Origin of the sequence: Massilia agrisoli (assembly GCF_020831365.1) — a bacterium.
Lineage (GTDB): Bacteria > Pseudomonadota > Gammaproteobacteria > Burkholderiales > Burkholderiaceae_D > Telluria_A > Telluria_A agrisoli.
Genome location: NZ_JAJHPV010000014.1, coordinates 256747 through 280185 on the forward strand (window position 1 = coordinate 256747; position 23439 = coordinate 280185).

The following is a 23439-nucleotide window of genomic DNA, read 5'->3' on the forward strand; positions in this document are numbered from 1 at the left end:
TTCAGCCGGCCGGGGAGGCAGGCAGGATCACCTGGAAGGTGCTGCCGTAGCCTAGCCCGGCGCTGGTTGCGGTAACTGTTCCGCCATGAATCTCGACCAGGCTTTTTACGAGTGCCAATCCGAGTCCCAGTCCGCCGGATTTGTTGTTCGCGGCGCTTTCGGCTTGAACGTACAGGTCGAACAGGCTTGGAATTATTTCCGGAAGAATGCCAATCCCATTGTCGCAGACCGCCAGTGTGACAGTGGGGCCCTCCGCTTGCAGCGACAATGCAATTTGGCCGCCTGCTGGCGTATATCTCACTGCATTGCCCAGAAGGTTGGAAACCACCTGGATCAACCTGGTCCTGTCGCCGTACACCATGCATGGGCCTTCCGGTAGCGACAAACGCAATGCGTGACGCTTGGCGCCGACGGCCGCCGATACCTGCTCGACCGCCGCGCTGACCACATCGCCCAGGTCGGTGGACGCCTTCTCGATCGACACGAGTCCACGGCTGATGCGCGATACGTCGAGCAGGTCTTCAACCAGTTGACTCATGTGTCCAGCCTGGCGGCCGATCAACTGGCTCATGCGCTCGGTCTGCTCGGCGGAATACGGCGGACGCCTGAGGATTTCGACCGCCATCGCGGTGGCCGAAAGCGGGCCGCGCAGCTCATGGCTGAGCATCGTCAAAAATTCGTCTTTCCTCTGGTCCGCGGACAACAGTGACGCCGCTTTTTCTTTCAGGCGCCCGTTGAGGATGACGACTTCGTCATTTCTTTCGCCAAGCTGCTTCGACAATGCAAGCAGCTCTTCCTGTTTTTCTTGCAAAGCGGCCAGCGCATCGGCCAATTCCTTGTTCTGATGGGTCGCCTCGGACAACGCCACATTGCTAGGCAAGGAACTGAGTTGCGCAACCGACGACGCTACCCAGTCCGGCGTCAGGTGCGAATTTCTTCGGGGAAGGAACTTGGTGAGGACAATGTTACTACCGTTGCCGCTCGCTTCCGACTCGCACCGGTCCATGAAACGGCGCGCGGCGTGCATCCCGTGCTTGTCGTTCGGCGCATGCGTGCCATGTTCGCTAAGCATCGCCTGGAGGTCGACGCCGTCCCGGCCTGTATCTTCGACAACGATCATCAGCGCCTGGCCCGCCCCGGCATTGTCCAGCGAGAAGCTGACTTGTCCGGCCTCGGTGACCTCGTACACATCGCGCACAAGCTCTGACACCGCTGTACCAATCCGCGCCTGGTCCTGGGCACAGAATCCACAGATAGCAGCAATTTGACGCGCGCGCTGGCGCGAGGCGATCACATCGAGCTCTGAACGGACTGCAATGGCAAGGATGGGATGGAGCGTGGAGGGTGCGGGCAGCGTCAAGGGGGGAACTGGTAAGGGGAAAAGTAGGCATTATCCTACAAAACGCTGCCCTTCATTTCCACTGTTACATTAAACAAGACGGGAACCGCAGGCGCGGCTCCTGGGCGTCTCACGGGTGCGACGGGCGAGGGTGCTTAGCCAAGCGGGTTCATGACGAAGGCCGGCATTGCCGCTTTTTCCCGCGCGCAGTCGAGGAACTTGTCTGCGGTCATCAAGGCTTCATTGATGGTCACATCCATGTCCAGATAGCGGTAGGTGCCCAGCCGGCCGACGAAGGTCACGTTGTCCTCTTCGCGCGCCAGGTTGATATAACGCTCGAGCTGCTCCTTGTCGCGCGCCATCCGGATCGGGTAATAAGGGATGTCGCGTTCTTCACACTGGCGGCTGTATTCCTTGTAGCACACCGTCTTTTCATGCGTTTCCCAAGGCGAGAAGTGCTTGTGCTCGGTGATGCGCGTATAGGCCTCGGCGTTATCGCAATAGTTGATGACAGCATTCCCCTGGTAATCGCCGGTGTCGCGGAAGACCTCGAAATCGAGCGTGCGGTAGGGCAGGCGTCCCTCGGCGTGCTTGAACCACGCGTCGATCGGGCCGCTATAGAACACGTGCTCGTAGTCGCCTTTGAGCGCCGGGTCGAATGGCGTATTCAGGTGGACGTTCACGCCCGGGACTTCGAGGATCTTTTCCACCAGCGCCGTGTAGCCATCGGCCGGCATGCCCTGGTACTTGTGGCTGAAATAGTTGTCGTCATAATTGAAGCGGACTGGCAGCCGTTTCAGGATGCTGGCAGGCAGTTCGCTCGGATGCAGTCCCCACTGCTTGACCGTGTAGGTCTTGAAGAAAGCCTCGTATAAATCCTTGCCGACGAAACGCAGCGCCTGCTCCTCGAAGGTGGTCGGGTTCTCGATCGACTTGTCGCCCAGCGTCACCAGGAACTCCTGCGCCTCTTTCGGACGGAACGTTTTGTTGAAGAACTGGTTGATGGTCAGCAGGTTGATCGGCAGGGTAAAGACCTTGCCATTGGTGATCGCCTTGACCCGGTTGACGTAGGGTTTGAATTCGCTGAAACGGTTCACAAACTCCCACGCGCGCTCGTTGTCTGTGTGGAAAATGTGAGGGCCGTAAACGTGCAGCATCACGCCCGTGTCCGCATCCCGTTCCGAGTGGCAGTTGCCGGCAACGTGGGGGCGCGATTCGAATACGTCGACCTTGTAGCCGGCATGCGCCAGCTGGTTTGCGATAACCGCTCCGGAAAATCCGGCTCCGACGATTGCGATATTTTTTTTCATGTATATGCCTGGTTGATTAACTGTTTGAGCCGGCTGGGGCCCGTTCTTTTTGCCTGGGTGTTCTGGCTCCGCGAATGTCTTCGCTATTGATCACACGCTGGATGACCGGCCGCGGTATGTGGCGGTGCGCCAGGAAGGCGGCCGCGCTTCGCGCTCCATAGGTCTCGCGCCACTCGATACCTTGATTGACAACGTTTGCGGTAGCCGAGTTCGTTCTGTTGTCCTGGTATTTCATACGATCTGATTAAAAACTTGTATGGTTACGAATTGTTACGGACTTCACTGTGCTGCACCTCACATTAAATGTGATTTATACAAGTTTTCTAGGCGAATAAAGGAAACGCGGCAGGGGAACGCAACGGCGAGGGGGCGCTTCCCTCACGCGCTGGCTGGGTTCACTCGGCGCGGGGTTCGGCCGGTGCGCGCAGGCGGTCCAGCTCGTCGGCAGGGATGGGCACGCCATCGCGGGCCGAGGCGGCGCGCTGGAGGTAGCGCCGCTCGCCGGGCTGGCGGGCCTGGCCGGCGCCCTTCATCTCGTGCACCAGGGTTTCAATGCGCGCGGCAAAGGTGTTGCCCGCCTGGCGGGACGGGTCGATCACGATCAGTAGCTGTCCTGTACGCGGCGTTTGGGCGCCAGGATGACCGGACCAGTCGAATTCGAAAGAGAAATTACCGCCTGTAAGCGCTGCCGCCAGGATTTCGACCATCATCGACAGCGCCGATCCCTTGTGGCCGCCAAAGGTGCACAGCGCGCCGCCATCGAGTATGGCGGCAGGGGAGTGGGTAGGCCGGCCCTCGCGGTCAACGCCGACGCCGTCGGGCAGCGCCTGCCCTTCGCGGGCGGCGATCTGGATATCGCCGTGGGCCATGGCGCTGGTAGCCAGGTCGAACACCAGCGGGTCGGCGCCGGCGCGCGGCGCCGCGAAAGCGATCGGGTTGGTGCCGAACAGGGCATGCTGGCCGCCGTGCGGCACCACGCAGGCCATGCTGTTTACAAAGGCCAGCGCCACCAGGCCATCGCGGGCAAACGGCTCGACATCCGGCCAGAGCGCCGAGAAGTGGTGCGAATTGTGGATCGCCAGCAGGGCAATGCCATTCGCCCGGGCCTTGTCCGCAACCAGTGTGCGCGCGGCGGCGAGCGCCGGCTGGGCAAAGCCATTCATCGCATCGACGCTGACAAACCCGGGGGCGGCGTCGGTCACTACCGGCACGGCGCGCCCGTCGACCCAGCCGCTTTCAAGGGTGGAAACGTAGCCTGGGATGCGGAAGGTGCCGTGCGATTCGGCGCCGTCGCGCTGGACGCTGGCGCAGTTGTCGGCCAGGACGGCCGCGACCTCCTTCGATGCCCCGTGCCTCTCGAAGATACTGGTCAGTAAGGCGCATAGCTCAGAAAACGGTATATGCGTTATGGCGCGGCCTGGATCGGGCATGACGGTTCCTTTGTCCTGTATGACACTGGAAGGTACACGATTCGGGCACATTGCGTAAAACGGCCACCGTCATCGCGTTGGCGCATGAATTATGAATGCGTAGCAGCAAGTCGTCGGGGTAGCCTCCGCTCATCGCAGGGGGACGCCGCATCCTGCCTGGCACTCGCATGGTGTTCGAACACCTGCTGCCGCCATCCAGAAGGCATGGCACGAGGCCGGGAGGGAGCGCTGATGAAAAACGCCCGCAACACGAGATACGCGGGGTATTCGTGGCAATAGTTGGTGCCCGGAGCCGGAATCGAACCGGCACGCCCTTACGAGCACGAGATTTTAAGTCTCGGGTGTCTACCAGTTTCACCATCCGGGCAGCGGCCAAGATTCTAGCACAACAGACAAGTAGTGCAGGACACTTTCTGCCGCTTTAGCCTTGACGCAAGATGGTGTACGATGCGTGGCGCACGCGTGCGGGTTCGCGTGCCGGAACCATCAAGGACAAGCATTGAAGATCACGATCAACGAGGAACTGCGTTCCTTTGTCGACCCGCTCACCGCCATCGAATACGCCGCCCTCGAACGCAGCCTGCTGGCTGAAGGCTGCCGCGACGCGCTGGTGCTGTGGGGCGATACCCTCATCGACGGCCACAACCGCTACGAAATCTGCCAGCGGCACGGCATCGAATTCAAAACCGTACAGAACACCACCTTCGCCTCGCTCGAAGACGTCATGCTGTGGATGATCGATAACCACCTGGCGCGGCGCAGCGTATCGGACTACCAGCGCGGCGTGCTCGCGCTGCGCAAGAAGAACATCGTGTCGACCCGGATGATGCAGCGCGCCGAACAACCGGCAGCGGAGGAGGGCGACGCGCCCAAGGTGCCGGAGCCGCCGCCATGGAACACGCGCGAGGACATCGCCAAGGCCGCGCGGGTATCGAGCAATACCATCAGCCAGATCGAGCGCATCCAGAAGGCCGCGACACCGGAACTGGTGGAGGCGGTCCGCACCGGCACCATCTCCATCAACGCGGCGGCCAATGTCGCCCAGCTTCCCGAAGCGATGCAGGTCGCCGCGGTCGCCGGCGGGCGCAAGGAACTCCAGCAGGCCGCGCGCCAGGTGCGCGAGCAGAAGGCCGCCACCCGTCCGCGCAAGGAGCCAAAGGAAGACACCGATGCCGAAGCAGGCGAGCCGGCCAGCACCGAAGACCAGCTGCGCGCGCAAGTGGCCGTGCTGCGCGCCCGCGTCGATGAACTGAGCGCCGAGAACAGGGCGCTGCGCGAACAACTAGGCTCGCAGGGATAAGCAGCACAACCAAGAACGAAAAACAGGAGACCGCACGATGTCCAGCAACCGCTTCCTCTTCACCGCCTTGTTCGCGTGCGCCGCCGGAGCCGCCTTCCACCCGGCGCATGCGGCGCCTTACGATGCATCGATGGTCGTCAAGGCCCACAACGAGGCCGACGTCGCGCGCTGGAACAAGCTGGCGCAGCGCGTGACCATCATGCGCGACAAGTGGGGCATCCCGCACGTATTCGGAAAAACCGATGCCGACGCCGTGTTCGGCCTGATGTACGCGCAGGCGGAGGATGATTTCAACCGGGTCGAGCTCAACTTCATCAATTCGATGGGACGGCTGTCCGAGGTCGAAGGCGAGGCCCAGGTCTGGCGCGACCTGCGCATGAAGCTTTACATCAATCCGGCCGACATGAAGGCGAAGTACGCGGTCAGCCCGGCGTGGCTGAAGAAGCTGATGAACGCGTGGGCCGATGGCCTGAACTACTACCTGCATACGCATGCCGAGGTGAAGCCAAAGCTGATCACGCATTTCGAGCCATGGATGGCGCTGTCGTTCAGCGAGGGCAGCATCGGCGGCGACATCGAAGAAATCGACCTGAAGCAGCTGGAACAGCTGTACGGCAAGCTGCCAAAGCCGGTGCAGGTGGCCGGAAAAGGCTTCGACGAGGAGCCGCGCGGCTCCAACGGCTTTGCGATCGCACCGAAGCTGAGCGCCTCCGGCATGGCGCTGCTGCTGATCAATCCGCACACCTCGTTCTACTTCCGCCCCGAAGTCCACGTGGTCAGCGAAGAAGGGCTGAACGCGTATGGCGCGGTCACCTGGGGCCAGTTCTTCGTCTACCAGGGGTTCAACGAGCGGGCCGGGTGGATGCATACGTCCGGCGGAGGCGACGTGATCGACGAATACCTCGAAACCGTGGTCCAGAAGGATGGCAAGTACTTCTATAAGTATGACGGCAAGGAGCTGCCGGTCAAGGCGGTGCCGATTACGCTGCCGTACAAGACCGATTCCGGCATGGCCAGCAAAACCATCACCGCTTACTTCACCCATCACGGCCCGGTCGTGCGCGAGCTTGACGGCAAGTGGGTCGCGGTGAAGATGATGGACGAGCCGCTCAAGGCGCTCACCCAGTCGTACACCCGCACCAAGGCCAGGAGCTACAAGGACTTCTACAAGTCGATGGAGCTGCGCACCAACTCGTCGAACAATACGGTCTACGCCGACGCCGACGGGAACATCGCTTACTTCCATGGTAACTTCCTGCCGAAACGCGACCCGCGCTTCGACTGGACCAAGCCGGTCGATGGCAGCACTGCCGCCACCGAATGGAAGGGCCTGCACGGCATCAAGGAAACCATCACGCTGTTCAATCCCGCCAACGGCTGGATCCAGAACACCAACAACTGGCCATTCCGCTCGGCCGGCTACGCGAGCCCGAAGGAAGGGGTCTATCCGAAGTACATGTGGACCCTGCCGGAGAATGCGCGCGGCCTGCACGCCTTGCGCGTCCTCGAAAACAAGAAGGACTTTACGCTGGAGAGCCTGATCTCCGCCGCATACGATAACTACCTGACCGGCTTCGAGCCGCTGGTGCCGCAACTGGTCAAGGCGTATGACGAAGCCGGCGCCGGCAACCCGCTCAAGGCGCAGCTGGCAGCGCAGGTGGCTGCCCTGCGCAACTGGGACTTGCGCTACACGCTTGATTCGGTGCCCACCTCGCTGGCGATCTACTGGGCGCAGGACCTGGTCAAGCGTAATGGGCCCGCGGCGCGCGCCAAAGGCGTCCCGGTGCTCGACTACATCACGGCCAATGGCACGGCGCAGGAACGGCTGGAGGCGCTGGCGCGCGCGTCGGCCAAACTGGAGGCCGACTTCGGCAGCTGGCAGACGCCATGGGGCGAGATCAACCGCTTCCAGCGCGTCAGCGGCGACGTCAGCCAGAAATATGACGACGCCAAGCCAAGCTATCCGGTGGCGTTCCCGTCGGCGGTATGGGGTTCGCTGGCGTCGTTCGGCATGGTGGCGCCGCAGACCACCAAGCGCATCTACGGCGACCGCGGAAACAGCTTCGTGGCGGCGGTCGAATTCGGGCCGCGCATCCGCGCCAAGAGCATCCTGGCCGGTGGCCAGAGCAGCGATCCGAAGTCGAAGCACTTCGCCGACCAGGCCGAGATGTACAGCAAGGGCCAGTTCAAGGATGTGCTGTTCTACAAAGAGGACATCGAGAAGAACCTCGAGCGCAAATATCACCCGGGACAATAGGGGCGTTCCCGCGCAGGCGGGAACCTATAACCGGGTGAAGCAAAATCAGCATGGGTTCCCGCCTTCGCGGGAACGACGTGGCGCGCTATAATCCGCCCCTTCAATTTAGCTAGGTCTGGCAGTGGCAAAACTCTATTTCAGGTATTCGGCGATGAACGCCGGTAAATCGACGGCGCTGCTGCAGGTGGCCCACAACTATGAAGAGCAGGGCCAGAAGGTCAAGCTGTACACGGCGGTCATCGACAGCCGCTACGGCGTCGGGCAGGTAACGTCCCGCCTCGGCCCCCAGCGCCATGTCGACACCTTCGGTCCCGAAACCGACTTCCTGGCCGAGGCGCCACAGGTGTCGTGCGTGCTGGTCGACGAAGCCCAGTTCCTCAGCACCACCCAGGTGCAGCAGCTGCACCAGCTGGCCCAGGTCAAAGGCGTGCCGGTGATCTGCTACGGCCTGCGCAGCGACTTCCGCGGCGAGCCGTTCCCCGGTTCGGCCTACCTGCTGGCGCTGGCCGACGATATCGAGGAAATCAAGAACATCTGCACCTGCGGCAAAAAGGCGACCATGAATATCCGCGTGGACGACGACGGCAAGCGTATCCGCGAGGGCGAGCAAGTGTCCATCGGCGGCAATGAGCGCTACCGCCAGGCCTGCGGCCGCTGCTTCTACTCCACCTGACCGGGTGCGCGGCAGATGACGCTTATCGACAGTTGCCGCGCCTTCGCACCCGACATCCTTTGCCGTAACGGCGACATCTTCCTCTACCTGCTGCCGTCGGCCGCCCTGGCCCTGGTGATCCGCGCGCTGGCGCGCAGCCACCCATTCTTTTTCCTGTTCACCGTACTCGGCACCATCTGCCACGAGCTGGCGCACTTCCTGGCCGGCCTGCTGACAGGCGCGCGCCCGGCGTCGTTTACCGTGATACCGCGCAGGGTAGGGCAGCACTGGGAGCTCGGGTCGGTGATGCTGACCCGGGTGCGCTGGTACAACGCCGCCCCGGCCGCGCTGGCCCCGCTGCTGGTCATATTGCTGCCGCTGGCGGTTGCCTCGTGGCGCACCCGGCCCGGATGGACTTTCCAGCCGGTCGACCTGGCCATCGCCTTCGCGCTGGCCCCGCAATTCCTGTCATTCTGGCCATCCGGCGGCGACTGGAAGCTGGCGGCACGGTCCTGGCCTTACCTGATCATCATTGCCGGCCTGACATATCTTTCCACGCTGAGATGAGCAGTCCGGCAATTGCCGTGCGGTGCCTTCTGTTTCGATTTGTAAAAACCGGATTGTGCGGGTCCAACTGGCAGTAAGCTGGAATTGGAAAATATCGAATCAGCTGGCTCTGCCTGCCGCGCCGTCCTGTTAGAATTACCCAACCTCCTTATTTGACAGGCTCTGCGCTCTTGCATTGCGCCGGAACGCCCGCAACTACATCAGATCCACGCTCGGAGACACCACGAATGAAGAAGCACATGTTGATGGTCGCGATGGCATTTGCCATGTCGACCCAAGCGGCAACCACCCAGCCTGAGCGCGTCGCTGCGACCCAGCTCAAACCGATTCCAGCCCAGACCCAGGCCGCGCTGTGGGCGTCGCGCCTGCTGGGCCGCTATCACTACAAGGCCATGCCGCTCGACGATGCGATGTCGGAAAAAATCTTCGACAAGTACTTCGAGTCGCTCGACGGCGAAAAGCTGTTCTTCACGCAAGCCGACCTCGAGCAGTTCTCGGCGGCGCGCACCAAGATGGACGACGCGATCAACAATGAAAACTTGTCGATTCCGTTCGCCATCTACGGCGTCTACCAGCAGCGCTTCAGCGAGCGCATTGCGCACGCGCGCGAGTTGCTGAAAACCAAGATGGACTTCACCGCGGACGAGACCATGCAGCTCGACCGCGAAAAAGCGGCGTGGCCGAAGAACGAGGACGAGGCCCAGGACCTGTGGCGCAAGCGCGTCAAGAACGACTGGCTGCGCCTGAAGCTGGCCGGCAAGGAAGACAAGGCCATCCGCGAAACGCTGGACAAGCGTTACGAAAATTACCAGAGCCGTGTTCGCAAGCTGAACAACGAGGACGTGTTCCAGATGTTCATGAACGCCTACGCCACCTCGATCGAGCCGCACACCAACTACCTCGGCCCGCGTTCGGCCGAAAACTTCGATATCCAGATGCGCCTGTCGCTCGAAGGTATCGGCGCGGTACTGCAGACGCGTGACGAATACACCATCATCCGGGAGATCGTGCCCGGCAGCCCGGCTGCGATGTCGGGCAAGCTGAAGGTTGGCGACCGCATCCTCGGCGTGGCCCAGGGCGACGCCGCGGCCTTCACCGACGTGCTCGGCTGGCGGATCGACGACGTGGTCCAGCTGGTGCGCGGCGCCAAGGGCTCGACGGTGCGCCTCGACGTGCTGCCGGCTGACGCTGGCCCTGACGGCAAGCACATCACCGTCTCGATGGTGCGCAAGAAGATCAGCATGGAAGAGCAGGCCGCGAAAAAGCAGATCATCGAAGTCAAGGACGGCGGCGTGAACCGCCGGGTTGGCATCATTTCGCTGCCGACCTTCTACCAGGACTTCGAAGCCAAGCGCCGCGGCGACAAGGATTTCAAGAGCGCAACGCGTGACGTCGCCCGCATCCTGGGCGAGCTGAAGAAGGACAAAGTCGACAACGTCCTGATCGACCTGCGCAACAACGGCGGCGGCTCGCTGATGGAAGCGGTCGAACTGACTGGCCTGTTCATCGACAAGGGACCGGTCGTCATGCAGCGCAGCGCAGAAGGCCGCGTGGACGTCGAAAGCGATACCAATGCCGGCCTCGCGTGGTCTGGCCCGGTGGGTGTGCTGATCAACCGCGGTTCGGCGTCGGCGTCGGAGATTTTCGCCGCCGCGATCCAGGACTACGGCCGCGGCCTGGTGATCGGTGAGCCAAGCTTCGGCAAGGGCACCGTCCAGACGCTGGTCAACCTCGACCGCTTCGCGCAGGGCGAGAAGGCGCGCTATGGCGAGCTGAAGATGACGATTGCGCAGTTCTTCCGCATCAATGGCGGCACCACCCAGCTGCGCGGCGTTACGCCTGACATCAAGTTGCCGGTCACGTCCGATATCGACAACTTCGGCGAGTCGAGCTTCGACAATGCCTTGCCATGGGTTGCGATCAAACCGGCGCCATTCGTGCCGCTGGGCGACATGAAGGAACTGGTGGCGCCGCTACAGAAACGCCATGAGGCGCGCATCGCCAAGGACAAGGACTTCAAGTTCCTGCAAGAAGACCTGGCCCAGGTGCGCAAGCTGCGCAAGGACAACGCGATCTCGCTGAACGAGGCAGTGCGCCGCAAGGAGCGCGACGCCCAGGATGCGCGCAGCAAGCTGCGCGAAGCACGCCTGGCCGCCACGGCAACGCCGGCCGCAGCCGAGCCAGCGCCTTCGCCGCAGGGCAAGGAAGCGCGCAGCAAGGTGCCGGAACCGACCAAGCCGGTCAAGGCGGTCGCTGCGGTGAAGGGCTCGTCGCGCCAGGATGACGGCTTGCAGGCCGACGAACGCAACCTGGCAGCGGAACTGGCGGCAGAGAAGGCCGCCAAGGACGCGAAGGATGTCATGCTGCATGAAGCTGCCAATGTGTTGGCCGATGCGGTTGGCCTGCTGAAAACCGACACCCGGATGGCCTTGCGCGCCATGCCATACATGCCAGCAACCAAGGCCAGCTCGCCCTGATCAGCGCCTGCCAGTTTCCCTCCCAAAAATGGCCACATAGCAGTATGTGGCCATTTTTTTATTTTTCCAAGGGAACTTTGTTGTTGAAATGTACTCGCGCACGATTGAAAACAATCATGAGTTGCATTTATTTTCATAAATGTTATGATGCCTCATCGTTGTAATTTTTATATCGTAGTTGTCAAGAATAAAAGGGAGGGGCATATGGTCATTCGTTCACTCGTTATCGCAGCAATGTTCGCTGGCGCAGCTTCTGCACATGCAGCGCCAACTTCGTCCACTGCTGGCATGCTCGGTGGCTGGACCCTGCAATCGGGTTCCGTCAGTGTCGTCGGCGCCCTGAACAGCATCGATGCAATCGTCGCAAGCGGCAACTGGGCTGCGTTCTCGCAAGCCTGGAGCATGCACACCAGCCTCTCGGCGGGCGCGGCGGGCAGTTCGGCTGTTCTGTTTTCGCCTAGCGCAATGGGCGGCATGTCCGGCTTCGGCGGCGGCGCAGCACCTGCAACCGGCGGCGCAGCACCTGTAGTCGGTGGCGGCGCAAGCGGCGGTGGCGCAGGCGTTGGTGGCGGCGCCGGTGGTGGCGTTGGCGGCAGCATCGGTGGCGGCATCGATCTCGGCGGTGGTGGTGGCATCGGCGGTGGCACCGACCTCACCGTTCCTGGCATCGGCGCTGGCGTCGACCTCGACATCACTGTCGGTAACGGCAATGACAACGGCGGTGGCGGTGGCGGCGCAGCAGAAATCCCCGAGCCAGGTTCGATCGCACTGCTGCTGGCTGGCCTTGCAGGCGTCGGCTTCGCGTCGCGCCGCCGTTCGCGCTGAGCTGTCCTCCCTCAGCTGAAAAGCTGAAATAACAACGCCGCCGGGTACATGCCTTGGCGGCGTTTTTTTCATGTACAATTCTTGTGAACGACCGTGCTTTTTTGGCGGCGAATAACAAGGAGATTGTATGGACCTGAACTATACGAGCGAGGACCTGGCGTTTCGCGACCATGTGCGCGCCTTCCTCGACGCCAACCTGCCTGCGGACCTGCAGCAGAAAGTGCGCAAGCACCTGCGCATGGCGAAGGAAGACTATGTGCGCTGGCACAAGATTCTCGCCAGGCAGGGCTGGGTGGCGCCGGCATGGCCGGTCGAATATGGCGGCACAGGCTGGACGCCGGTGCAGCGCCACATCTGGGAAGAAGAATGCGCGCGTGCTGGAACCCCGCCGATCCTGCCGTTCGGCGTCAACATGGTGGCGCCCGTCATCATGGCGTTCGGTAACGATGCCCAAAAGGCTTATTACCTGCCGCGTATCCTGTCCTGCGAGGACTGGTGGTGCCAGGGATACTCCGAGCCGGGCGCAGGCTCGGACCTCGCGTCGCTCAAGACCACCGCCGTACGTGAAGGCGACCATTACATCGTCAACGGCCAGAAGACCTGGACCACGCTGGCGCAGCACGCCGACATGATTTTCTGCCTGGTGCGCACCGACACCGGCGTACGCAAGCAGGAAGGCATTTCCTTCCTGCTGATTGACATGCACACACCTGGCGTGACGGTCCGCCCGATCATCATGCTCGACGAAGACCACGAGGTGAACGAGGTATTCTTCGATAACGTCAAGGTACCGGTGCAAAACCTGATCGGCCAGGAGAACAAAGGCTGGACCTACGCCAAATACCTGCTTGGCCACGAACGCACCGGCATCGCTGCCGTTGGCCGTTCCAAGCGCGAACTGGCCTCGCTCAAGAAACTGGCAGCCGCACAGTCGAAGAACGGCAAGCCGCTGATCGAAGACCCGCTGTTCGCCGCCAAGGTCGCCACGCTGGAGATCGAACTGATGGCGCTCGAGATGACGGTGCTGCGCGTGCTGGCGCAAGCCAACAAGGCGCCGGGGCCGGAAGCGTCGGTGCTCAAGGTGAGGGGCACCGACATCCAGCAGACCCTGTCCGAACTGATGGTCGAAGCGGTTGGCCCGCAGGCGCTGCCGTTCGACCCGGCCTACCTCGAAGGATCGGCCGAACACGCGGTCACGGGCGAGGACGATGCCGCTCCGCTGGCGTCGCACTACTTCAATTTCCGCAAAACCTCCATCTACGGCGGCTCGAACGAAATTCAACGAAACATCATCACCCAGATGATCCTGGGCCTGTGAGGGATTGAGCATGGATTTCAACTTCAAGGAAGAACAGCAGCAGTTTGCGGACGCCCTCAAGCGCTGGATCGCCAAGGACTATAACTTCGAGACGCGTAAAAAAATCATCCACTCCGACAGCGGCGTGTCCGATGCCGCGTGGTCCACGCTCGCCGAACTGGGCATGACGGCGCTGCCGGTGCCGGAAGAGCAGGGCGGCTTCAGCGGCAGCGCGGTCGACATGTTCGTCGTCATGCAGGAGCTTGGACGCGGCCTGGTGGTCGAGCCATATTTCGCCACCGTCCTGGGCGCAGAGTTCCTCAAGCTTGGCGGCGGCCATGCCGGCTTGCTTGAACAAGTAGCCAGCGGTGACCTGAAGCTGGCCTGCGCGCTGGGCGAAAAGCAATCGCGCCACGACCTGTCGGACATCGCCACCACTGCCGCCGCTTCTGGCGACGGCTACGTCATCAACGGCCGCAAGAGCGTCGTCGTGCACGGCGGGCAGGCTGGAAGCCTGATCGTGTCGGCGCGCACCTCGGGTGGCCAACGCGATGCATCAGGCGTGAGCCTGTTCGTCGTGCCAGCCGATAGCGCTGGCGTGCAAGTAACGGATTACCGCACCCTCGACGGCCTGCGCGCCGCCGACATCGTGTTCGACCACGTGCAGGTGCCGGCGTCCGCGCTGCTAGGCGCGGCTGGCGCGGGCTGGGACATCCTCGATGCGGCTACCGACTACGGCGCTGGCCTGCTGTGCGCCGAAGCGCTTGGCGCGATGGAAGCCATCTTCGCGGCGACGCTGGAGTACCTGAAAACCCGTAACCAGTTTGGTGCGCCGATCGGCAAATTCCAGGCGCTGCAGCACCGGATGGCCGACATGTACATCCACCTCGAGCAGGCCCGCTCGATGGCGCTGCTCGCCGCCGTCAAGCTGGGCTCAGGCGACGCGGCAGAGCGGCGCCGCGTGGTCTCGGCGGCCAAGTTCCGTGTCGGGCAGGCGGCGAAGTTCGTCGGACAGCAGGCAGTGCAGCTGCACGGCGGGATGGGCGTGACCGACGAACTGCCGGCCGCGCACCACTTCAAGCGCCTGACGATGATCGAGCTCTCGCTCGGCGATTCCGACCACCACCTGGCGCGCTTCATTGCCCAGCCAGGATTCGCGCAAGGGGAATTCGCATGAGCACCCGGCGCTGGTATTTCGAAGACTTTTTCCCGGGCCAGGAGATCGAGCTGGGTTCGCGCACGGTGACCGAGCAGGAGATCATCGAGTTCGCCACCGACTTCGACCCCCAGCCCTTCCACGTCGACCGCGACGCTGCCAGGGACTCGATCTTCGGCGGCGTGATTGCCAGCGGCTGGCACACCTGCAGCATGATCATGCGCATCGTGGTCGACAGCGTGCTTGGCAATTCGTCCAGCATGGGATCGCCGGGGCTGGAGAAGGTGCGCTGGATACTGCCGGTGCGGCCGAACGACACGCTGAGCGTGCGCTACATCACCACGCAGGTGAAGGCATCGTCTTCAAAGCCGGACCGCGGCGTGGTCTGGTCGACCTGGGAAGCGCGCAACCAGGATGGCGAACTGGTATGCACGGTCGAAGGCATGGGCATGTACGGGCGCCGGCCACAGGAAGTCGCCAGTGCTTGAAGTGACCAGCGCAGCCCAGCTTGGGGCCTTGGCCGGCATGGAGGTCGCGGTATCGCCCTGGATGGAGATATCGCAGCAGCGTGTAAACACGTTTGCCGACGCGACCTCCGACCACCAGTGGATTCATGTCGATCCTGAACGGTGCGCGCGCGAGTCGCCATTCGGGAAGCCGGTTGCGCATGGCTTCCTCACCTTGTCGCTGCTGCCGGCGATGTTCGAAAGCGCCATCGCCATGCTCGGCTTCCGCATGGTGCTCAACTACGGCCTGAACAAGGTGCGCTTTCCGGCGCCGGTGCCGGTGGGAAGCCGGGTACGGGCCAGGCTGGTGCTGCAGGCGGTCGAGGCAATCGACGGCGGATCGCAGCTGGTGTGGGATGTGACGGTGGAGCGAGAGGGCGAGGCGAAGCCGGTATGCGTCGCCGAATTCCTGATGCGCTGTTACACGTAGGGCGGACAAGCGCGATAGCGCGCCTCCGCCGAATTGGCCCGATCAGCGATAGCGGTGTCCTTGCCAATTCGGCGGAGGCGGACTTCGTCCTTGTCCGCCCTACGGTCTAGGGGGGGGCGAATAGCGATATTGTCAGCAGACGTCCACCCACTGGCCATTCGTCACCGATGCCAGCTGCATCGGGCTGATTCGTACCGCGGTATGGGTCGATCCCGCGGCCGGCAGCACCTCGTCGAAGTCCTGCAGCCTCTTATCGAGGTAGACAGGGAGCGCCTGCGCCAGCCCGAACGGGCACACCCCGCCCACCGGATGCCCGGTCAACTCGGCCACTTCGTCAGGCGGCAGCATCTTGCCCTTGCCGAAGGCCTGCTTGAACTTTTTGTTCTCGATGCGGGCATCCCCGCGCGCGACCACCAGGATCACCCGGTCATCCCCCAGGCGGAACGACAGGGTCTTGGCAATGCGCCCCGGCTCGACACCGTGCGCCTCGGCCGCCAGCGCCACGGTCGCGGTGCTGACGCCGAGTTCAATGATCGGGATGTCGAGGTTCTGGTCGCGGAAAAACTCACGTACGGATTGCAAACTCATTGGCTCATCCCGCGTACTTGGCCAGTTCCAGCTTGGCCACCGCATTCCGGTGCACTTCGTCCGGCCCATCCGCGAGGCGCAATGTGCGGTTCCCCGCCCACTGGTAGGCAAGCGGGAAGTCGTCCGACACCCCGGCCGCGCCATGCGCCTGGATTGCCCAGTCGAGCACCTGCTGCGCGACGTTTGGCGCCACCACCTTGATCATCGCGATTTCGGCCTGCGCCTTCTTGTTCCCGACCGTATCCATCATCGACGCGGCCTTCAGCGTTAGCAAGCGCGCCATGTCGATGCGGATGCGCGACTCGGCGATCCGCTCGCGCCAGACGCCTTGTTCCGAGATCTTTTTGCCGAACGCGACCCGGCTGTCGAGCCGCTTGCACATCAGCTCCAGCGCGCGCTCGGCCACGCCGATTGCGCGCATGCAGTGGTGGATGCGGCCAGGCCCAAGGCGGCCCTGTGCGATCTCGAAGCCGCGGCCTTCGCCGAGCAGCATGGCCGACGCCGGCACGCGCACGTTATCGAACAGGATTTCGCAGTGGCCATGCGGCGCGTCGTCGTAGCCGAACACCGGCAGCGGGCGCGCGATGGTGATGCCCGGGGTATCGGCCGGCACCATCAGCATCGACTGCTGCGCGTGGCGCGCGGCGTTCGGATCGGTTTTGCCCATGACGATGAAGATCTTGCAGCGCGGGTCGCCTGCGCCTGAAATCCACCATTTATGGCCGTTGATGACGTAGTCGCCGCCATCGCGCTCGATGCGGGTCTGGATGTTGGTCGCGTCGGACGAGGCGACTTCAGGCTCGGTCATGGCGAAGGCGGAGCGGATTTCGCCGCGCAGCAGCGGTTCGAGCCAGTCGCGTTTGTGCTCCTCGCTGCCGTAACGCTCGATGGTTTCCATGTTGCCGGTGTCCGGCGCGGCGCAATTGAACACTTCCGGCGCCCAGCTGACCCGGCCCATGATCTCGCACAGCGGCGCGTAATCGAGGTTGGACAAGCCTTCCGGCGCGCGTGGCGACTTCGGCAGGAACAGGTTCCATAGGCCCTGCTCACGCGCCAGCGGCTTGAGGCGCTCGATCAGTCCAGTAGGAATCCAGCGGTCGCCCTTGTCGCGGCCATTGCGGTCGACTTCTTCCTTGAAGGCTTTTTCGTTGGGGTAGATATGCTCGTCCATGAAGGCGAGCAGGCGTGCTTGCAGTTCCTTGCAACGGTCGGAGTAGTCGAAATCCATGGTCGTCCTTATCTAGTCTTGTTTGGCAATGGCCAGCTGCGCGTAGTGCCAGCCCATGTCGGCCATCGGCCGCGCGGCCTTGCCGTTTTCCAGCGCCTGCGCGCTCGATGCAGTGCCGTCCACGTAGCGTTTCATGATGCCTTGCATGATGCCAGCGAGGCGGAACATGTTGTAGGCGAGGTAGAAATTGAAGTCTTCGGCGCGGATGGTCTTGCCGGTGCGCGCGCAGTAGCTGGCGATGTATTCTTCCTGGCTCGGTATGCCGAGCGCTTTCAAATCCAGTCCGCCGATGCCGCGGAACTTGCCGGGCGGGATGTGCCAGCTCATGCAGTGGTAGGAGAAATCGGCGGCAGGATGGCCCAGCGTCGACAGTTCCCAGTCCAGCACGGCCAGGATGCGCGGTTCGGTCGGATGGAAGATCAGGTTGTCGAGGCGGTAGTCGCCATGCACGATCGCGGTGTCGTCGCCGGGCGGGATATTTTTAGGCAGCCATTCGATCAGCTTGTCCATCGCCTCGATGGTTTCCGTGGCGGAGGCCTGGTACTGGCGGGTCCAGCGTTCGATCTGGCGCGCGAAGTAGTTGCCCGGCTTGCCGTAATCGGCCAGGCCGATGGCGGTGTAGTCGATGCTGTGCAGCCGGGCGATCACACGGTTCATCTCGTCGTAGATTGCGCCGCGTTCGGCCGGCGTCATGCCGGGCAGGGACTGCTCCCACAGCACGCGGCCCTCGACAAACTCCATGATGAAGAAGGCGCGGCCGATGACCGACTCGTCCAGGCATAGCGCGTACTGGCGCGCGGCCGGGAAACCTGCCTTGTTCAGCGCGTCCATCACGCGGTACTCGCGGTCGATGGCGTGGGCCGACGGCAGCAGCTTGGCGGCAGGGCCGGGTTTGGTGCGCAGCACGTACTGCTGGCTGCCGTTGCTGATCTTGAAGGTCGGATTCGATTGCCCGCCCTTGAACTGTTCCACCGCCAGCGGGCCGCCCTGGTAGCCTTCGACGTGCTCGCGCATGTAGGCGTCGAGGGCCTCGACATCGAATTTCTGGCGCTCCGAGACCGGTTTGGTCCCCATCATTTCTTCGAACATCGCGTCTCCTTGTTATCTATTCATTCTAGCTCATGAATAGAACGACCGTACTTTTTAGCCGCAAAAAAATCAGCGCCATTTTTTGTACTGTTCAAACAGCTGCTCCATGGTCGTGCTGCGCGCCTGCGCCTGCAGCGGGCCGGGCGGCGCATAGTTCGCAAAGCGCACCACCCAGTCGTTGTCGTCTTCGCCGACGTCCAGCGCGTTGATGCAGCCGGCCATCTGCGACAGGCCGCCCAGGAACATGCGCTGGCCGGTCAGTGCCAGCGACAGGATCGCGCAGTTGACGCCGCCGTGCAGTACCAGCAGCACGGTGTCCCATTCCTTGTCGCTGCGCAGGCGTGCGATGGCGGGGTGGATCCGGTCCATCAGTTCACCGACCGACTCGCCGCCGAGGAAGCGCTGGTCTTCGCCGACCAGGCCTTCGAACACGCCGGTGAAGGCGCTCTTCAGTTCGTGCTCGGGAATGGCCGACAGGCGCCCGCCGCGGATTTCTTCCAGCTCGGGCCAGGTTTCCGGTTCGATGTCCTGGCCGGTCTCCATCAGCACGCGCCTGGCGGTTTCCACCGTGCGCGGCAAGCCCGACACGATCACCCGGTCGAAGCGGATCTGGTCGGCGGCGAAGGCGCGGCCGGCGGCGCTGGCCTGCTCGCGGCCCAGCTCGTTAAGGGAGACGGTCTCGGGAAGGATGGGCTTTCCGGATTCGTCGAAGTAGGTGACGCTGCCGTGGCGCATCAGGAAGATACGGCGGCGTTGGGAAGCGCGATCTGGCATGGGAATGGTGGCAAGCAGAAAACACCACTGTAGCTTACCCTGTCGGGTTTTCACAAATGGCGCTAGAGAAATCATTCCATACGTCAAAAGTCCAGCATTTCTAGACTAAAATGGCCGCGCGGTTCGTTCAACTTACGGGGTAGTCGATGGCAAGGCCAGAAAAAGTCCGGCTGGGAGAAATCCTGGTCCAGCAAAAGCTGTTATCCGAAGAACAGTTGGGCATGGCGCTGGCCGAGCAGAAGCGCACCGGGCGCAAGCTGGGCCGGGTGTTTGTCGAGAATGGCTTCGTCACCGAAGAGCAGATCTCGGGCGCGCTGGCACGCCAGCTGGCCATCCCCTATATCAACCTCAAGTTCTACAATATCAACGCCGAACTGGTGCGCCTGCTGCCGGAGACCCAGGCCAGGCGCTTCCGCGCACTGGTGCTCGAAGACCGCCATGGCAGCCTGCTGGTCGGTATTTCGGATCCGACCGACCTGTTCGCGTATGACGAAATTGCGCGGCTGGTCAAGCAAAACATCGAACTGGCTGTCGTCAACGAGACTGAGGTGCTGCAGGCGATTGACCGCATCTACCGCCGCACCGACGACATTACGGAAGCTGCGCGCGAGCTGGAACAGGACCTGGGCGACAGCTTCGTCGACTTTGGCGCACTGGCCGCCAACCCCGGGCTGGAAGAAGCACCGATCGTCAAGCTGCTGCAATCGGTGTTCGACGACGCCACCCAGGTGCGTGCCTCCGACATCCATATCGAGCCGCAGGAATCGCGCCTGCAGATCCGCTTCCGCATCGACGGCGTGCTGCACCTGCAGACCGAGGCCGATATCAAGATCGCCACGCCGCTGGCGCTGCGCCTGAAGCTGATGTCGGACCTCGACATCTCCGAAAAGCGCCTGCCGCAGGACGGCCGCTTCGCCATCAAGGTCAAGCAGCAGCGGATCGACGTGCGTATTTCGACGATGCCGACCCAGTACGGCGAATCGGTGGTGATGCGCCTGCTGAACCAGGGCGGCACCACCTTGCGCCTGGACGCGATCGGCATGCCGCCAAAGCTGGTGGAGCGCTTCCGCGCCATCGTGCAGCGGCCGAACGGCCTGGTGCTGGTCACCGGCCCGACCGGTAGCGGCAAGACCACCACCCTGTATAGCGCGCTGGCCGAGCTCAATTCGCTGGAAAAGAAGCTGATCACCGTCGAAGACCCGGTCGAATACCGGCTGCCGGGCATCAACCAGGTTCAGGTGAACGAGAAGATCGAGCTGTCCTTCGCGCGCGTGCTGCGTTCCGCACTGCGCCAGGACCCGGACATTGTGCTGGTCGGCGAGATGCGCGACCAGGAGACAGCCCAGATCGGCCTGCGCGCCGCGATGACCGGCCACCTGGTGCTGTCGACGCTGCACACCAACGATGCGGCTAGCACGCCGCTGCGCCTGATGGACATGGGGGTGCCGCGCTATATGGTCGGCAGCTCGCTGCAAGCGGTGCTGGCCCAGCGCCTGGTGCGGGTGATCTGCGAAAGCTGCACTGCGCCGCACCAGCCGACGCCGACCGAACATGAATGGTTGCGCCACGAACTGCGCGAGCACGTCGACAAGGCGCGCTTCTTCCACGGCAAGGGCTGCTCGCACTGCAACGGCATGGGCTACCGCGGCCGGACCGGCGTCTATGAACTGCTGGAGATGACGCAGGCGGTGGTCGACGCGTCCAATCACCCGGACCCGGCGCACTTCCTGAAGGCCGCACACCAGGAAATGGCCGGCGCCACCTTGCGCCGCCACGCGGTGCAGCTGGCGGTGCAGGGCCGCACCACGGTGTCTGAAGCCATGCGCATCAGTAACCAGCTGGAGGACTGATGCCGTTCTTCGCCTACAAGGGCCGCAACGCGCGCGGCGAGTTAATGCAGGGCGTGCTGGAGGGTGCAGACAGCGGCTCGGTGGCCGACCAGCTGTTCGGCACCGGCGTGACGCCGATCGAGATCACGCTGACCAACAAGACCGCGGCCAGCGCCTCCGACCAGACACTGTGGGACAAGCTGACCGAAAAGAAGGTCACGTCGATGGACGTGCAGCTGTTCAGCCGCCAGCTCTACACCCTGCTCAAATCGGGCGTGCCGATCATGCGCGGGCTAGCCGGCTTGCAGGAGTCTGCAACGAGCAGGTCTTTCTCCCGCGTGATCAAGGACCTGCGCGAATCGCTCGATTCGGGCCGCGAGCTGTCGGCCGCGATGCGCCGCCACCCCGAGGTATTCAACAACTTCTACCTGTCGATGGTGAAGGTGGGGGAGATGACCGGCCGCCTGGAAGACGTGTTCCTGCGCCTGTTCGACCACCTTGAGTTCGACCGCGACATGCGCAACCGGGTCAAGACGGCCACGCGCTATCCCACCTTCGTGATCATCGCGATGGTCATCGCCATGGTGGTGGTGAATGTGTTCGTCATTCCGCAGTTCGCCAAGGTATTCGCCAGCATGCACGCGGAACTGCCTCTGATGACCCGTGTCCTGATGGGCACCTCGCAGTTCATGCTCGATTACTGGATGGTGATGCTGGTGGTGGTGGCCGGTGCGGTGGCTGGCGTGCGCGCGTGGATTGCCACGCCGGCAGGCCGCTACACGTGGGACAGGCACAAGCTGAAGATTCCCATCGCCGGCAAGATCATCATGAAAGGAACGATGGCCCGATTCGCGCGCAGCTTCGCGCTGTCGTCCAAAAGCGGGGTGCCGATCGTGCACGCGCTGACCGTAGTCTCGCAAACGGTCGATAACGCCTACCTGTGCGCGCGCATCGAGCAGATGCGCGATGGCGTCGAGCGGGGGGAGTCGATTTTGCGAACCTCGGTCACGGCCGGGGTCTTCACGCCAATCGTGCTGCAGATGATCGCGGTGGGCGAGGAATCCGGTTCGCTGGACGATTTGATGGACGAAATCGCGGAGCTGTACGAGCGCGAGGTGGACTACGAGCTCAAGACCCTGTCCGCGCAAATCGAGCCGATCCTGATCACCTTCCTGGGGGTGATGGTGCTGGTGCTGGCGCTCGGTATTTTCCTGCCGATCTGGGACCTGGGCAGCGCGGCGTTAAAGAAATGAGGAAGCTCGCGCGGCCGGCCAGGACGTTCGCGCGGGGCCAGGGTTTTACCTTGTTCGAGCTGGCCGTGGCGACAATTATTGTTGCAGTGCTAATGTCGTTGCTATTGGTTCGCTTGCATTCGTATCAACAAGATGCCCGGCAGCTTGCTGTGCAGCGCCTCATCGGTACCCTGCATACGGCGTTGAGCGTCAAAAGTGCCCAATTTTCTGTTGCGAAAAGGGAACACGAGTTGCTGACAATAATTGAAGAAAACCCAATGTCCTGGCTCGTCGAGGTGCCCAGCAATTATCTAGGGGAATACTATTCCCCAGAGGTAAATTTGCTTCCGTCTGATAGCTGGTACTTCGACCGCGGGAAAAAAGAGCTGGTCTATATAGCACCGCCAGAAAAAAGTTTCGGGTACGGGGAACTAACATTGCTTAGATTCAAGGTAAAATTCATCGACTTGACCTTGCAACAGGGCAAGACTCCTGGGCTGCCAGCTGTGACTAAAGGCGTCGTCCTGGATCAAGTATCGGAAAAGAACGTCGTTAACTAAACAAGAAATGGATGCCATACAGCATCCTCAAGCACGCACTGGAGAGTTTGAATGAACAAGTCGAACATGAAGAACAATGCCCAAGCAGGTTTCACGCTGATTGAACTGATCGTTGTGATCGTTATCCTCGGTATCCTGGCCGCGACGGCGCTGCCGAAATTCTCCAGCCTGGGTGGCGATGCTCGCTTGGCGAGCCTGCAGGCAGCCAAGGGCGCGCTGAGCGCGACGGCAGCAATGGCCAAGGGTAAATACCTGGTCAACAGCACGGGAACCGCGCTGACCACGCTGCCGGTCGAGGGCGCGACCATTACCTACACCACGGTGGGTAATGGCTATCCACAAGCGAACGCCGAACTGGCGAAAGCCGCGGGCCTGAGCGAAGACTACCTGGTCATCGGCCCTAGCTCGGCCAACACGTCGAGCCATGTATCGACTGCCGCCGACGAAATCATGATCATCCCAATGAGCCTGAAAGGTTCCCCATCGGGCCTGAAGTGCTTCGTCAAGTACAAGGCGCCCGCAGCGAAGGCCGACGCGCCTGTGTACACGGTTACCGCGACCGCTACCGACTGCGAATAATTATTCTCAAGCAA

21 protein-coding genes and 1 tRNA gene are annotated in these 23439 nt (G+C 62.4%); 14 read left to right on the forward strand and 8 right to left on the reverse strand.

Annotated features, from left to right (window positions below; genetic code table 11):
- Position 1: 1 nt before the first annotated feature.
- The 4 genes from LMJ30_RS15465 to LMJ30_RS15480 form a co-directional block, all read right to left on the reverse strand.
- Entirely contained in the window at positions 2 to 1360 is a 1359-nt protein-coding gene (locus LMJ30_RS15465) for an ATP-binding protein (RefSeq protein ID WP_229433233.1), read from the reverse strand.
- Positions 1361 to 1494: 134 nt separating this feature from the next.
- Positions 1495 to 2649, reverse strand: a complete 1155-nt coding sequence (glf, locus tag LMJ30_RS15470) for a UDP-galactopyranose mutase (RefSeq protein WP_229433234.1) — start codon at positions 2647 to 2649, stop codon at positions 1495 to 1497.
- A 395-nt stretch (positions 2650 to 3044) separates the two neighbouring features.
- Positions 3045 to 4079 (reverse strand): Ldh family oxidoreductase, encoded by a 1035-nt coding sequence (locus LMJ30_RS15475; RefSeq protein ID WP_229433235.1) that lies wholly within the window; start codon positions 4077 to 4079, stop codon positions 3045 to 3047.
- A 280-nt stretch (positions 4080 to 4359) separates the two neighbouring features.
- Positions 4360 to 4446, reverse strand: a tRNA-Leu gene (locus tag LMJ30_RS15480).
- A 132-nt stretch (positions 4447 to 4578) separates the two neighbouring features.
- Between LMJ30_RS15480 and LMJ30_RS15485 the strand changes: the two genes are divergently transcribed.
- The 10 genes from LMJ30_RS15485 to LMJ30_RS15530 all read left to right on the forward strand — a co-directional run bounded on the left by LMJ30_RS15485 (position 4579) and on the right by LMJ30_RS15530 (position 15546).
- The gene (locus LMJ30_RS15485; RefSeq protein WP_229433236.1) at positions 4579 to 5379 is read left to right on the forward strand and encodes a hypothetical protein; all 801 of its coding nucleotides are present in this window, start codon (positions 4579 to 4581) and stop codon (positions 5377 to 5379) included.
- 37 nt (positions 5380 to 5416) lie between these two features.
- A complete protein-coding gene (locus LMJ30_RS15490; protein WP_229433237.1) occupies positions 5417 to 7636 on the forward strand; it encodes a penicillin acylase family protein in 2220 nt (739 codons plus the stop codon).
- Positions 7637 to 7757: 121 nt separating this feature from the next.
- The gene (locus LMJ30_RS15495; RefSeq protein ID WP_229433238.1) at positions 7758 to 8309 is read left to right on the forward strand and encodes a thymidine kinase; all 552 of its coding nucleotides are present in this window, start codon (positions 7758 to 7760) and stop codon (positions 8307 to 8309) included.
- Positions 8310 to 8324: 15 nt separating this feature from the next.
- Positions 8325 to 8855 (forward strand): hypothetical protein, encoded by a 531-nt coding sequence (locus LMJ30_RS15500; RefSeq protein WP_229433239.1) that lies wholly within the window; start codon positions 8325 to 8327, stop codon positions 8853 to 8855.
- 227 nt (positions 8856 to 9082) lie between these two features.
- Positions 9083 to 11332, forward strand: a complete 2250-nt coding sequence (locus tag LMJ30_RS15505; RefSeq protein WP_229433240.1) for a carboxy terminal-processing peptidase — start codon at positions 9083 to 9085, stop codon at positions 11330 to 11332.
- Positions 11333 to 11536: 204 nt separating this feature from the next.
- On the forward strand, positions 11537 to 12157 hold the full coding sequence (locus tag LMJ30_RS21685) for a PEP-CTERM sorting domain-containing protein (RefSeq protein WP_267869674.1): 621 nt from the start codon (positions 11537 to 11539) through the stop codon (positions 12155 to 12157).
- Between the two features lie 127 nt (positions 12158 to 12284).
- A complete protein-coding gene (locus tag LMJ30_RS15515; protein WP_229433241.1) occupies positions 12285 to 13475 on the forward strand; it encodes an acyl-CoA dehydrogenase family protein in 1191 nt (396 codons plus the stop codon).
- 10 nt (positions 13476 to 13485) lie between these two features.
- Positions 13486 to 14631 (forward strand): acyl-CoA dehydrogenase family protein, encoded by a 1146-nt coding sequence (locus LMJ30_RS15520; RefSeq protein ID WP_229433242.1) that lies wholly within the window; start codon positions 13486 to 13488, stop codon positions 14629 to 14631.
- The gene (locus LMJ30_RS15525) at positions 14628 to 15098 is read left to right on the forward strand and encodes a MaoC family dehydratase (protein WP_229433243.1); all 471 of its coding nucleotides are present in this window, start codon (positions 14628 to 14630) and stop codon (positions 15096 to 15098) included. Before LMJ30_RS15520 ends, LMJ30_RS15525 begins: the two co-directional genes overlap by 4 nt.
- A 37-nt stretch (positions 15099 to 15135) precedes the next feature.
- Entirely contained in the window at positions 15136 to 15546 is a 411-nt protein-coding gene (locus tag LMJ30_RS15530; RefSeq protein WP_229433438.1) for a MaoC family dehydratase, read from the forward strand.
- A gap of 132 nt (positions 15547 to 15678) precedes the next feature.
- Here the strand turns inward: LMJ30_RS15530 and LMJ30_RS15535 are convergent, their stop codons facing one another.
- The 4 genes from LMJ30_RS15535 to LMJ30_RS15550 form a co-directional block, all read right to left on the reverse strand.
- Positions 15679 to 16134: a YbaK/EbsC family protein gene (locus LMJ30_RS15535; protein WP_229433244.1), complete on the reverse strand. Its 456-nt coding sequence runs from the start codon at positions 16132 to 16134 to the stop codon at positions 15679 to 15681.
- Between the two features lie 4 nt (positions 16135 to 16138).
- Positions 16139 to 17362 (reverse strand): acyl-CoA dehydrogenase family protein, encoded by a 1224-nt coding sequence (locus tag LMJ30_RS15540; RefSeq protein ID WP_229433245.1) that lies wholly within the window; start codon positions 17360 to 17362, stop codon positions 16139 to 16141.
- Positions 17363 to 17374: 12 nt separating this feature from the next.
- Positions 17375 to 18451 carry a phosphotransferase gene (locus tag LMJ30_RS15545; RefSeq protein WP_229433246.1) on the reverse strand — a complete coding sequence of 359 codons (1077 nt, stop codon included), beginning with the start codon at positions 18449 to 18451 and terminating at the stop codon, positions 17375 to 17377.
- 69 nt (positions 18452 to 18520) lie between these two features.
- Positions 18521 to 19225, reverse strand: coding sequence for a histidine phosphatase family protein (locus LMJ30_RS15550; protein WP_229433247.1), 705 nt, complete (start codon positions 19223 to 19225; stop codon positions 18521 to 18523).
- Between the two features lie 146 nt (positions 19226 to 19371).
- On the opposite strand from LMJ30_RS15550, the gene LMJ30_RS15555 reads away from it, so the two are divergent.
- The 4 genes from LMJ30_RS15555 to LMJ30_RS21785 are packed head-to-tail and all read left to right on the forward strand — an operon-like array spanning position 19372 to position 23425.
- Positions 19372 to 21075 (forward strand): GspE/PulE family protein, encoded by a 1704-nt coding sequence (locus LMJ30_RS15555; protein WP_229433248.1) that lies wholly within the window; start codon positions 19372 to 19374, stop codon positions 21073 to 21075.
- A complete protein-coding gene (locus LMJ30_RS15560; protein ID WP_229433249.1) occupies positions 21075 to 22307 on the forward strand; it encodes a type II secretion system F family protein in 1233 nt (410 codons plus the stop codon). The genes LMJ30_RS15555 and LMJ30_RS15560 overlap by 1 nt, the downstream gene beginning before the upstream one ends.
- 50 nt (positions 22308 to 22357) lie before the next feature.
- Positions 22358 to 22846 (forward strand): hypothetical protein, encoded by a 489-nt coding sequence (locus LMJ30_RS15565; protein WP_229433250.1) that lies wholly within the window; start codon positions 22358 to 22360, stop codon positions 22844 to 22846.
- Positions 22847 to 22897: 51 nt separating this feature from the next.
- Positions 22898 to 23425, forward strand: coding sequence for a type II secretion system protein (locus LMJ30_RS21785; protein ID WP_307729349.1), 528 nt, complete (start codon positions 22898 to 22900; stop codon positions 23423 to 23425).
- The last annotated feature ends 14 nt before the right edge of the window (positions 23426 to 23439 follow it).

Bases quoted from the DNA above. Each gene is read 5' to 3' on its own strand.
- LMJ30_RS15520 (WP_229433242.1), top strand. From the start codon at position 13,486: ATGGATTTCAACTTCAAGGAAGAACAGCAGCAGTTTGCGGACGCCCTC.
- LMJ30_RS15555 (WP_229433248.1), top strand. From the start codon at position 19,372: ATGGCAAGGCCAGAAAAAGTCCGGCTGGGAGAAATCCTGGTCCAGCAA.
- LMJ30_RS15530 (WP_229433438.1), top strand. From the start codon at position 15,136: ATGGAGGTCGCGGTATCGCCCTGGATGGAGATATCGCAGCAGCGTGTA.
- LMJ30_RS15505 (WP_229433240.1), top strand. From the start codon at position 9,083: ATGAAGAAGCACATGTTGATGGTCGCGATGGCATTTGCCATGTCGACC.
- LMJ30_RS15490 (WP_229433237.1), top strand. From the start codon at position 5,417: ATGTCCAGCAACCGCTTCCTCTTCACCGCCTTGTTCGCGTGCGCCGCC.
- glf (WP_229433234.1), bottom strand. From the start codon at position 2,649: ATGAAAAAAAATATCGCAATCGTCGGAGCCGGATTTTCCGGAGCGGTT.
- LMJ30_RS15475 (WP_229433235.1), bottom strand. From the start codon at position 4,079: ATGCCCGATCCAGGCCGCGCCATAACGCATATACCGTTTTCTGAGCTA.
- LMJ30_RS21685 (WP_267869674.1), top strand. From the start codon at position 11,537: ATGGTCATTCGTTCACTCGTTATCGCAGCAATGTTCGCTGGCGCAGCT.
- LMJ30_RS15560 (WP_229433249.1), top strand. From the start codon at position 21,075: ATGCCGTTCTTCGCCTACAAGGGCCGCAACGCGCGCGGCGAGTTAATG.
- LMJ30_RS15515 (WP_229433241.1), top strand. From the start codon at position 12,285: ATGGACCTGAACTATACGAGCGAGGACCTGGCGTTTCGCGACCATGTG.
- LMJ30_RS15540 (WP_229433245.1), bottom strand. From the start codon at position 17,362: ATGGATTTCGACTACTCCGACCGTTGCAAGGAACTGCAAGCACGCCTG.
- LMJ30_RS15550 (WP_229433247.1), bottom strand. From the start codon at position 19,225: ATGCCAGATCGCGCTTCCCAACGCCGCCGTATCTTCCTGATGCGCCAC.
- LMJ30_RS15535 (WP_229433244.1), bottom strand. From the start codon at position 16,134: ATGAGTTTGCAATCCGTACGTGAGTTTTTCCGCGACCAGAACCTCGAC.
- LMJ30_RS21785 (WP_307729349.1), top strand. From the start codon at position 22,898: ATGAACAAGTCGAACATGAAGAACAATGCCCAAGCAGGTTTCACGCTG.
- LMJ30_RS15500 (WP_229433239.1), top strand. From the start codon at position 8,325: ATGACGCTTATCGACAGTTGCCGCGCCTTCGCACCCGACATCCTTTGC.
- LMJ30_RS15545 (WP_229433246.1), bottom strand. From the start codon at position 18,451: ATGTTCGAAGAAATGATGGGGACCAAACCGGTCTCGGAGCGCCAGAAA.
- LMJ30_RS15525 (WP_229433243.1), top strand. From the start codon at position 14,628: ATGAGCACCCGGCGCTGGTATTTCGAAGACTTTTTCCCGGGCCAGGAG.